The sequence below is a fragment of the Mycobacterium sp. E3198 genome (genome assembly GCF_001667015.1).
Taxonomy (GTDB): Bacteria; Actinomycetota; Actinomycetes; order Mycobacteriales; family Mycobacteriaceae; genus Mycobacterium.
The window spans coordinates 19,142-29,371 of the sequence record NZ_LZIS01000088.1 but is presented as its reverse complement, the minus strand read 5'-3'; the positions used below and the strand labels follow the sequence as shown (position 1 = coordinate 29,371).

Below are 10,230 nucleotides of genomic sequence, written 5' to 3'. Positions count from 1 at the left end.
GCAAAGAACGCGGCTGCACCAAACCCGGCTGCGACGCCCCCGCCTACCACACCCAGGTCCACCACATCAAAGGCTGGGCGGCCACCCACCGCACCGACATCGACGACCTCACCCTGGCCTGCGGCCCCGACAACCGCCTCGCCGAACAAGGCTGGACCACCCGCACCAACACCAACGGCGAAACCGAATGGATCCCCCCACCGCATCTGGACCGCGGCCAACCCAGAACCAACACCTACCACCACCCCGAAAAACTCCTCCACCCCGACAACGACAGCGACGACGAAGGCGAGAGTCCCGGCGCGGCATAGCGATCCGCGCTAGAGCAGCTTCATCTGCTCGGATTGCTCCTCGACCGGTGCGAGCAGCTCCGGGCCGTTGTTGCGCACGCTGTTGACCAACGTCGACACCTCGCGCATCCGGATGCCGCGCACGTCGGGCGCGCGGGCCAGCAGTTCCTCGTCGACCGGGGCGTCGGGGTTCAGCCAGCGGTCCCAGTCCCGTTCCGGCACCACCAGCGGCATCCGGTCGTGGATTTCAGCGAGCTCCCCCGGGGCGTCGGTGGTGATGATCGTGCAACTCAGCAGCGGTTGAGCGTCCTTCTGGTCCTTGGGCTTCCACACCGACCACAGCCCGGCCATGAACAGCGGCTCGCCGTCCTCGCGGTACATGAAGAACGGCGTCTTGCGCGACTTCTTGCCGTCGCGGTCGGGGTTGACGCGCCACTCGTAGTAGCCGTCCATCGGGATCAGGCAACGCTTGGACTTGGCGCTCGCGCGGAAGGCGGGCGAGCTGGTGACCTTGTCGGCGCGGGCGTTGATCAGCAGCGGGCCCTTGCCCTCCGGCGCCCCGTCGGCGCCGGCCTTGGCCCACGGCGGGATCAGGCCCCAGCGCATCAACCGGACGCGGCGGGTGGGGTCGTCGTCGGGCTCGGCATGCCGGGTGACCACGGTCGCGATCGTCGTGGTCGGCGCCACGTTGAAGTTGGGCTCGGCCGCGCGTTCGGAGGTTCCGGTCGCCTCGTCGATCGCCTTGATCTTCTCGGCCAGCTTCGCCGGATCCGTCGTCACCGCAAACCGCCCGCACATAGCTCCCATGGTTGCAGAACCCGGGACAGGCGATGATGTAGCGGTGACCACGTGGACCGCCCCGCACGCCAGCGCACCGGTGCACGCGACCGTGACCGTCCCGGGCTCGAAGTCGCAGACCAACCGGGCGCTGGTGCTCGCCGGGCTGGCGGCCGCGCAGGGACACGGCCCCTCCACGATCAGCGGGGCGCTGCGCAGCCGCGACACCGACCTGATGATCGGGGCCCTGCGCACCCTGGGCCTGCGCGTCGACGGGGACGGATCCGAGCTGACGGTCAGCGGCCGCATCTCCCCCGGACCCGACGCCACGATCGACTGCGGCCTGGCCGGCACCGTGCTGCGGTTCGTCCCACCGCTGGCGGCGCTGGCCGACGCGGTGGTGGTGTTCGACGGCGACGAGCAGGCCCGGTCCCGGCCCATCGCGCCGCTGCTGGACGCGCTGCGCGGCCTGGGGGTCAAGATCGACGGGAGCGGTCTGCCGTTCCGGGTCCGGGGCGGCGGGTTGGTCGCCGGCGGCACCGTGGCCATAGACGCGTCGGCGTCGTCGCAGTTCGTGTCCGGCCTGCTGTTGTGTGCCGCGTCGTTCACCGAGGGCCTGACGGTCCAGCACACCGGATCGCAGCTGCCGTCGGCGCCGCACATCGCGATGACGACGGTGATGCTGCGACAGGCCGGCGTCGACGTCGACGACTCCGTCCCGAACCGCTGGCGGGTGCGCGCCGGCGCGGTCGCGGCGCGGCACTGGGAGGTGGAACCCGACCTGACCAACGCCGTGCCGTTCCTCGCGGCGGCCGTGGTGACCGGCGGGTCGGTGCGCATCACCGGCTGGCCCGCGACCAGCGTGCAGCCCGCCGACAACATCGTAGAAGTTCTCGGCAAGCTGAATGCCGTTGTGAAACAGCATGATTCCTCCCTGGAGGTGCGCGGCTCGGCCGACTACCCCGGCTTTGACGTCGACCTGCGCGCCGTCGGCGAGCTCACGCCGTCGGTGGCGGCGCTGGCCGCGCTGGCCACGCCCGGCTCGGTGTCGCGGCTGACCGGCATCGCCCACCTGCGGGGCCACGAGACCGACCGGCTCGCCGCGTTGAGCGCCGAGATCAACCGCCTGGGCGGCGACTGCGCCGAAACGCCCGACGGCCTGGTGATCACCGCGACGCCGCTGCGGCCCGGCGTGTGGCGCGCGTACGCCGACCACCGGATGGCCATGGCCGGTGCGATCGTCGGGCTGCGGGTGGCCGGGGTCGAGGTCGATGACATCGGCGCGACGAGCAAGACGCTGCCGGAGTTTCCGCGGCTGTGGGCGCGCATGCTGGAGCCCGGCATGTGAAGCCGGGCGACTACGACGAGTCCGACGTCAAGGTCCGTTCCGGCAAGGGCTCGCGACCGCGCACCAAGACGCGGCCCGAGCACGCCGACGCCGAGGCGGCGATGGTGGTCAGCGTCGACCGCGGGCGCTGGGGGTGCGTGCTGGGCGGCCGGCCCGAGCGCCGGGTCACGGCCATGCGGGCCCGCGAGCTGGGCCGCACCCCGATCGTCGTCGGCGACGACGTCGACCTCGTCGGCGACCTGTCCGGACGAACGGACACGCTGGCCCGCATCGTGCGCCGCGGCGAGCGGCGAACGGTGTTGCGGCGCACCGCCGATGACACCGATCCCACCGAGCGGGTGGTGGTCGCCAACGCCGACCAGCTGCTGATCGTGGTGGCGCTGGCCGACCCGCCGCCGCGCACCGGGCTGGTCGACCGGGCGCTGATCGCCGCCTATGCCGGCGGCCTGACCCCGATCCTGTGCCTGACCAAGACGGACCTCGCGCCGCCGGAGCCGTTCGCCAAACAGTTCGTGGACCTGGACCTGACGGTGGTCGCCGCCGGCGTCGACGATCCGCTGCTCGCGGTGGCCGACCTGCTGGCCGGCCAGATCACCGTCCTGCTGGGCCATTCCGGCGTCGGCAAGTCGACGCTGGTGAATCGCCTTGTGCCCGAGGCGGATCGGGCCGTCGGCGAGGTGACGGAGATCGGCAGGGGGCGGCACACCTCGACCCAGTCGGTGGCGCTCCCCCTGGAGAACGGGGGTTGGGTGATCGACACGCCGGGAATCCGCTCGTTCGGGCTGGCCCACATCGAGCCCGACGACGTGCTGATGGCCTTCTCCGACCTGGCCGAGGCGATCAGCGACTGCCCGCGCGGCTGCGGACACATGGGGCCGCCGGCCGATCCCGAATGCGCGCTCGACACGCTGTCCGGCCCCGCCGTCCGCCGCGTCGCCGCGGCGCGCCCGCTGCTCGCGGCGCTGCGGGAGACCTGACCATCCCGGCGAGCGTGCGTGTTGGTACGGCGACACGCCGCAAAAGCCGTGCATTTGCGCACGCTCGCGCCAACCGGGCGGCGCTCAACCGGACTTGGCCAGCCGCATGCCGAGCTCGTCGGGCGGCACCAGATGCCCCTCGGTGCAACGGATTTCGACGCTCGCCTCCGCCCCGCAGCCCAGGTGGGTGAGCCGCAGGCGGTTGCGGCCGGGCAGATGGCGTCGGCCCCACTCGAACATCGACCAGACCACCGGCATGAAATCGACCCCGGCCTCGGTGAGCACGTACTCCTCGCGGCCGCGCTGCCCGGGCTCGCGGTAGGGCCGTCGCTCGAGCAGGCCCAGGCCGACGAGTTCGGCCAGCCGCGCCGACGTGGCCGCCTTGGTGATGCCCACCCGGCGCGCGAAGTCGTCGAACCGGGTGGTGCCGTAGTAGGCCTCGCGCATGATCAGCATCGCGGACTTGGTGCCGACCACCGCCATGGTCTTTTCGATCGCGCACTCGCCGACCGCCGACCACGCCTCGCGGTCCGCCAGGGCGCCCTGCAGAAATGTCATGTACATCACCTCCCGGTCTGGGTTGATTTTAGTGTACCTAGATGTTTACCTGAGTACAGCGAGTAATACTTAGCTCCAGACTCGAGGAGGAGTCATGACCGGTTACCAGGGCCGCGACGCCGTCATCGTCGGTGCCGTCCGCACCCCGATCGGGAAGGGCAAGGCCAGCGGCGCGCTGCACGACGTGCTGCCCGCGGATCTGCTGGCCCACAGCCTGCGCGAACTGGTGGCGCGCACAGGGGTCGACCCGGCGCAGCTCGACGACGTCATCGCCGGCGCCGTCACCCAGGTCGGCGACCAGGCCGTCAACATCGCGCGCAACGCGCTGCTCGGGGCCGGATTTCCCGAGTCGGTCCCGGGCGTCACGATCGACCGGCAGTGCGGCAGCAGCCAGCAGGCCATCAGCTTCGCCGCGCAGGGCGTCCTCGCCGGCGCCTACGACCTCGTCGTCGCGGGCGGCGTCGAGTCGATGGGCCGCGTCCCGATGGGCACCTCGGTGCTGCCGGGCTCCAACCCGTTCGGCGAGGACATGACGCGCCGCTACCCCGACGGCCTGGTGCCGCAGGGCATCAGCGCAGAACTGATCGCCGCGAAGTGGGGCTTCTCCCGCACCCGGCTCGACGAGTTCTCCGCCGGCAGCCACGACAAGGCCGCCCGCGCCACCAAGGACGGGCTCTTCGACAACGAGCTGATCCCGATCGCCGGGCTGAGCACCGACGAGATCGTCCGGCCCGGGACGACGGTGGAGACGCTCGCCGGACTGCAGCCGTCGTTCTACAGCGAGGCCGCCAAAGAGCGCTTCCCGCAGATCAATTGGTCGATCACGGCCGGCAACTCGTCGCCGCTGTCCGACGGCAGCGCCGCGGTCCTGATCACGACGAGCGCGATCGCCAAGAGGCTGGGCCTGCGCCCGCTGGCGCGGATCCACACCACGACCGTCGTGGGCTCCGACCCGCTCTACATGCTGACCGGGGTCATCCCCGCCACCGAGAAGGTGCTCAAGCGTGCCGGGCTGACGCTGGCCGACATCGACCTGTTCGAGGTCAACGAGGCGTTCGCGCCCGTGGTGCTGGCGTGGGCGCACGACACCGGTGCGGATCTGGCCAAGACCAACGTCAACGGCGGGGCCATCGCGATCGGACATCCGTTGGGCGCCAGCGGCGCTCGCATCATGACCACGCTGGTGAACGCTTTGGAGCAGCGCGGCGGCCGCTACGGCCTGCAGACGATGTGCGAGGGCGGCGGCATGGCCAACGCCACCATCATCGAGCGTCTCGGGTAGGTGCTGCGCCGCTAGGTGATCGGCTGGTCGAAATCGACCCGCACGTAGTTCAGGTTGGTGGAATCGACCTGAACCGCGACGGTCCCACCATGGGGGTCGATGCGATACAACGCCGATACCGGAATCTCCTGGGTTGCGGTGGCGTCATACGGTTCGTGGCCGGGGATTTTCACGCTCAGCCGAATCGAGCGAATCGGCCGAATTTTGGAATCCAGCGGCGGGTGGCCGCGTCCCTGGCGACTCACGAACAGAATCCGCCCAGTGCCCGAAAGCGGCGGGCCCGCGAATTTCGGAGGGCCTCCGTATTTCCTGCGGCGTCTGAGGTAGAGGAACACGAAGAACGCGATCCAGCCAAGCAGAATCAACAACGTCAGGGGCAGCCCGATCGTGTGCTGCGGGTTATCCGGACCGGTCACTCACCTACGTCCTCTGCCCGGGCGAAGACGACCGCGCTCAGTCGAACTTGCTGGAGTACTGCGGGCAGTAAACGCCGGTCGACGCACCCATGATCTTGGCGAGCGAGGTGTCGGCTAACTGCGGCATCCCCGACTTCGCGTCGGCAAGGGTTTGCTCGAACGTCATCCCCTTGGACCAGTCGGTGCACACCGCGTGCCCGATTTGGACCATCGTCTGGTCCGCGCCGCTTGGCCAGGTGATGCCCTTGTCCTTGAGCGTCTGCAGGTAGGCGTCATCCGCCGAATCGGCATTGGCGAGCGGGGCGGCGGCGACGGCGATGCCACCCAGAACGGCGGCGAGCGAGCCGGTCAGTCGTGCGAGCTTCTTCATTCGTGACTCCTCGGTGTGGACTACGGATTTCCAAGCCCCCCCGCCGCTCGCGCGACTGCAATTACATTAGCTGGAACTTGCCCGCTAGCAAACCGAGCGCTACACGCCGAACGCGCACCCACCGCGAAAGCCTTGCGGTGAGTGCGCGCCGGGTGCAGAACGTCTAGGCGGCCAGGTCGCCGGAGCGCCCCTGTCCCCCTTGCTTTTTCGCGCGCCGGGCGCGCCGCCAGACCCGCACGGTCGCGATGGCGGTCTTGAGGCCGCGCCGGCGCCCCGTCGCGGGGTCGGTGCCCGCGAAACCGGGCTCCAGCTCGGCGAACATCCGCTCGCTGCGGGTCTCCGGCGCGTTGTCGGCATCGTCGCGCAGGTAGGAGTTCGGCAGCGACAGCTTGGCCAGCGTGCGCCACGTCTTGCCGTACTGCAGCAGGAAAGACCCGGTGGTGTAGGGCAGGTCATACTTGTCGCAGAGCGCGCGCACCCGCACCGAGATCTCGTGCAGCCGGTTGCTCGGCAGATCGGGATAGAGGTGGTGCTCGATCTGGTGGCACAGGTTGCCGCTCATGAACCGCAGCGCCGGGCCGGCCTCGAAGTTGGCGCTGCCCAGCATCTGGCGCAGGTACCACTGGCCCTTGGTCTCGCCGATCATGTCGGTCTTGGTGAATTTCTCTGCGCCATCGGGGAAATGGCCGCAGAAGATGACGGCGTTGGCCCACACGTTGCGGATCACGTTGGCGGTCGCGTTCGCCGTCAGCGTGGAGCGGTAGCTTGCGCCGGGCGACAGGGCCGTCAGCGCCGGGAAGGCGACGTAGTCCTTGACCACCTGGCGGCCCGCCTTAGCCAGGAACTCGTCGATGCGTTGCCGGGCGTCCTCGTTGTCCATCCGCTTCTTGGCGATCTTGCCGAGTTCCACGTGCTGCAGCCCCACGCCCCACTCGAAGAGCAGCGCGAGCATGGTGTTGTAGAACAGGTTGAGGATGTTGAAGCGCTTCCAGCGCTGATCGCGGGTGACGCGCAGCAGGCCGTACCCGACGTCGTCGTCCATCCCGAGGATGTTCGTGTACTTGTGGTGCACGAAGTTGTGGGTGTAGCGCCAGTGCTTGGACGACCCGCTCATGTCCCACTCCCACGTCGAGGAGTGGATCTCGGGGTCGTTCATCCAGTCCCACTGGCCGTGCATGACGTTGTGGCCGATCTCCATGTTCTCGATGATCTTGGCCACGCCCAACGTGACGGTCCCCGCCCACCAGGCCGAACGGCGCGAGCTGGCGGTCAGCAGCAGCCGGCCGGCCACCTCGAGCGCGCGCTGTGCGGCGATGGTGCGGCGGATGTAGCGGGCGTCTTTCGCCCCGCGGGAGTCCTCAATGTCCTGGCGGATGGCGTCGAGCTCAACGGCCAGGCTTTCGATGTCGGCGTCCGTCAGATGGGCGAATACGTCGACGTCGGTGATCGCCATCGTCTTCTTCTCCCTGCTGTCGTTGTCCGGTTACTTACCTACGTTATCGTAACCTACGAATGCGTAGGTTACCTGTGAGTAGCCTTTAGATGTCGAGCGTACAGTCGCCCGAGGCGGCGGACACACAGGTCTGGATCCGCGTTCCGGGATCGTGCTCGGCGCCGGTTCTGAGGTCGCGCACGTGGCCGTCCACGAGGCTGACGACGCAGGACTGGCAGATGCCCATCCGGCAGCCGAAAGGCATCTGCACACCAACGCCCTCCCCGGCGTCCATCAACGAGGTCGCCGCGTCCGCCGCCACCGCTCGCCCGCTGCGGGCGAACGTGACCGTCCCGCCGGCCCCGGCGGGTGCGGCCTTGGACACCACGAACCGCTCCAGGTGCAGCCGGTCGCCGACGCCCGCCGCCGACCACACCTTCTGGGCCTGGGCGAGCATGCCCTCCGGCCCGCACGCCCAGGTCTGACGTTCGCGCCAGTCCGGGACCTCGTGGTCCAGGGTAGCGAGATCGAGCCGACCCTGCGTGCGGGTCTCGCGCACAGCGAGGCGATAGCCCGGCTGGTTGGCGGCCAGCTCGGCCAGCTCGGCACGGAACATCACGTCAGCTTCGGTGGGCGCGGAATGCAGGTGCGCGATGTCGCCAATCTGATTGCGCCGCACCAGCGTTCGCAGCATGGACATCACCGGGGTGATGCCCGAGCCCGCGGTCAGAAACAGGATCGACGGCGGCGCCGGATCGGGCAGGACGAAGTTGCCCTGCGGGGCGGCCAGCCGCACGATGGTCCCCGGCTCGACGCCGGCCACCAGGTGGCTGGACAGGAACCCCTCGGGCATCGCCTTGACCGTGATCGTCACGGTGCGCGGCGCGCCGAAGGTCTCTGCCGGGCTCGACGTCAGCGAGTAAGACCGCCAGCGCCAGCGCCCGTCCACCAGCAGTCCGATCCCGATGTACTGGCCCGGCTGGTAATCGAAGCTGAAGCCCCAGCCCGGTTTGATCACCAGGGTCGCCGAATCTTCGGTCTCGCGGCGCACCTCGAGGATGCGGCCCCGCAGTTCGCGCGCGGACCACAGCGGGTTGGCCAGGTGCAGGTAGTCGTCGGGCAGCAGCGGCGTGGTGATGCGCGCGGCCAATTTGCGCAGCGCGTGCCAGCCCGGATGCCGGTCGGCGCCGGCCACGACCGGGCGCTTCGTGTCGACGACATTGGCGCTGATCGGTGCGTACCGCTTGCTCATCCAAAACTCCTGCTCACGACGCCCCTGACAAACCCTACGGTACCGTAACTTACGGTGGCGTATCGAGGGCCGCGGACGGCGAATGCGTCACATTCGGCTCGTCAGAGCAGCTCGAGCAGGAACGGCAGCTCCTGGTTCGCGTACCAGGCCAGATCGTGGTCCTGGGCGTCGCCGACGACCAGTTCGGCGTCCTCGTCGCCCAGGTCGGCCGCGTCGATCGCCTCGATCGCCCTGGTGACGTCCGGTTCCGCGGCGGCGTTGTCGACGTACGCCGCCACCACCTGGTCGATCGTCACGGGCGCGCCCAGCCGGACGACGGCGTCGTCGAGGTCGGGGCGGTACTTGGCCCCGGATTCCCCCACGTCGACCTCGGCGGCCAGCACCGCGCGCCGCGGCGGCAGGCCGGACCCTTCGTCCTCGTGGGAGGCCAGCAGCCGCAGCGACGCCAGCGCCGCCTCGCGCAGCGCCACGTCGGCGAGCTCGTCGTCGTCGCCCTCCGCGTAGGCCTCGCGCAACGTCGGCGTGACCGCGAACGCGGTGCCGTTGACGGGCCACAGGGAGCCGTCGGTGACGAGCTGCTGCAACATCGCGAGTGTGGCCGGGATGTAGACCTGGGTCATCACGTCCCGATCAGGGTGGCCGCGTAGTCGTCGACGTACTTCGACAGCTCGCGCGGCGGGCGCTGGTAGGTCCCGCTCACCACCGGATGTTTGGGCAGTTTCACCCTGGGCCGCTCCACGTCGTGATACTCGATCGTGGACAGCAGGTGGGCCATCATGTTCAGCCGCGCGTGCTTCTTGATGTCGGATTCCACGACGTACCAAGGGCTTACCGGGGTATCGGTGTGCACCATCATCTCGTCCTTGGCGCGCGAATAGTCCTCCCGCCGATACAGCGATTCCATGTCCATCGGGCTGAGTTTCCATTGCCGGACAGGGTCGTTGAGCCGCGCCCTGAACCGGCGCAGCTGCTCGGCCTCCGACACGGAGAACCAATACTTGCGCAACAGGATCCCGTCGTCGATCAGCATCTGCTCGAAGATCGGCGTCTGCCGCAAAAACAGCACGTACTCCTGCGCCGTGCAGAAGCCCATCACCCGTTCCACGCCGGCGCGGTTGTACCACGACCGGTCGAAGAGCACGATCTCCCCTTTGGCGGGAAGGTGGGCGATGTAGCGCTGGTAGTACCACTGGCCGCGTTCGCGATCGCTCGGCGCCGGCAGCGCCGTGATGCGGGCGACCCGCGGGTTGAGGTACTCGGTGATCCGTTTGATCGTTCCGCCCTTGCCCGCCCCGTCGCGGCCTTCGAAGATGACCACCAGACGCCCGCCGGTATGCCGCAGCCATTCTTGCAGCTTCACGAATTCCGTTTGCAGCCTGAACAATTCGGCTTGGTAGACGGCGTTGGAGACTTTATGCGCGGGCGGCGCGGGCGACTTGTTTTCGCTCGCCTTCGCCGACGCGCCATGATTTGTCGCGGTGCTCACAATAACGAATCATAGATCGGGGCAGCGATTTTCACCCCGGGT

12 protein-coding genes are annotated in these 10,230 nt (G+C 69.0%); 4 read left to right on the top strand and 8 right to left on the bottom strand.

Going from position 1 to position 10,230, the window contains the following annotated elements; all coding sequences use genetic code 11:
* A partial coding sequence (locus A5673_RS09730) for an HNH endonuclease signature motif containing protein (RefSeq protein ID WP_197518340.1) occupies positions 1 to 311 on the top strand: 311 nt, incomplete at its 5' end.
* Between the two features lie 9 nt (positions 312 to 320).
* On the opposite strand, the gene A5673_RS09725 is transcribed toward A5673_RS09730, so the two are convergent.
* Entirely contained in the window at positions 321 to 1,088 is a 768-nt protein-coding gene (locus A5673_RS09725; RefSeq protein WP_068230537.1) for an SOS response-associated peptidase, read from the bottom strand.
* A 43-nt stretch (positions 1,089 to 1,131) separates the two neighbouring features.
* Between A5673_RS09725 and aroA the strand changes: the two genes are divergently transcribed.
* Both aroA and rsgA read left to right on the top strand, forming a co-directional pair.
* Positions 1,132 to 2,415: a 3-phosphoshikimate 1-carboxyvinyltransferase gene (gene aroA / locus A5673_RS09720; protein WP_068230533.1), complete on the top strand. Its 1,284-nt coding sequence runs from the start codon at positions 1,132 to 1,134 to the stop codon at positions 2,413 to 2,415.
* The gene (rsgA, locus tag A5673_RS09715; RefSeq protein WP_068230529.1) at positions 2,412 to 3,392 is read left to right on the top strand and encodes a ribosome small subunit-dependent GTPase A; all 981 of its coding nucleotides are present in this window, start codon (positions 2,412 to 2,414) and stop codon (positions 3,390 to 3,392) included. The genes aroA and rsgA overlap by 4 nt, the downstream gene beginning before the upstream one ends.
* An 84-nt stretch (positions 3,393 to 3,476) precedes the next feature.
* On the opposite strand, the gene A5673_RS09710 is transcribed toward rsgA, so the two are convergent.
* Positions 3,477 to 3,950, bottom strand: coding sequence for a helix-turn-helix domain-containing protein (locus A5673_RS09710; protein WP_068230546.1), 474 nt, complete (start codon positions 3,948 to 3,950; stop codon positions 3,477 to 3,479).
* 94 nt (positions 3,951 to 4,044) lie between these two features.
* Here A5673_RS09710 and A5673_RS09705 point away from each other — a divergent pair, with 94 nt between their 5' ends.
* Positions 4,045 to 5,232, top strand: coding sequence for an acetyl-CoA C-acyltransferase (locus A5673_RS09705; protein ID WP_068230527.1), 1,188 nt, complete (start codon positions 4,045 to 4,047; stop codon positions 5,230 to 5,232).
* Between the two features lie 11 nt (positions 5,233 to 5,243).
* Here A5673_RS09705 and A5673_RS09700 read toward each other — a convergent pair whose 3' ends face one another.
* The 6 genes from A5673_RS09700 to ppk2 all read right to left on the bottom strand — a co-directional run bounded on the left by A5673_RS09700 (position 5,244) and on the right by ppk2 (position 10,188).
* Complete coding sequence (locus A5673_RS09700) at positions 5,244 to 5,648, bottom strand: hypothetical protein (RefSeq protein WP_068230524.1); 405 nt, start codon at positions 5,646 to 5,648, stop codon at positions 5,244 to 5,246.
* A gap of 37 nt (positions 5,649 to 5,685) precedes the next feature.
* Positions 5,686 to 6,018, bottom strand: a complete 333-nt coding sequence (locus A5673_RS09695; protein WP_068230522.1) for a DUF732 domain-containing protein — start codon at positions 6,016 to 6,018, stop codon at positions 5,686 to 5,688.
* A gap of 163 nt (positions 6,019 to 6,181) precedes the next feature.
* Positions 6,182 to 7,471, bottom strand: coding sequence for a fatty acid desaturase (locus A5673_RS09690; RefSeq protein ID WP_068230518.1), 1,290 nt, complete (start codon positions 7,469 to 7,471; stop codon positions 6,182 to 6,184).
* 85 nt (positions 7,472 to 7,556) lie between these two features.
* Positions 7,557 to 8,702, bottom strand: coding sequence for a ferredoxin reductase (locus A5673_RS09685; RefSeq protein WP_068230515.1), 1,146 nt, complete (start codon positions 8,700 to 8,702; stop codon positions 7,557 to 7,559).
* A gap of 101 nt (positions 8,703 to 8,803) precedes the next feature.
* On the bottom strand, positions 8,804 to 9,322 hold the full coding sequence (locus A5673_RS09680) for a hypothetical protein (RefSeq protein WP_068230512.1): 519 nt from the start codon (positions 9,320 to 9,322) through the stop codon (positions 8,804 to 8,806).
* Positions 9,322 to 10,188, bottom strand: coding sequence for a polyphosphate kinase 2 (gene ppk2 / locus A5673_RS09675; RefSeq protein ID WP_068230509.1), 867 nt, complete (start codon positions 10,186 to 10,188; stop codon positions 9,322 to 9,324). The genes A5673_RS09680 and ppk2 overlap by 1 nt, the downstream gene beginning before the upstream one ends.
* Between the last annotated feature and the right edge of the window lie 42 nt (positions 10,189 to 10,230).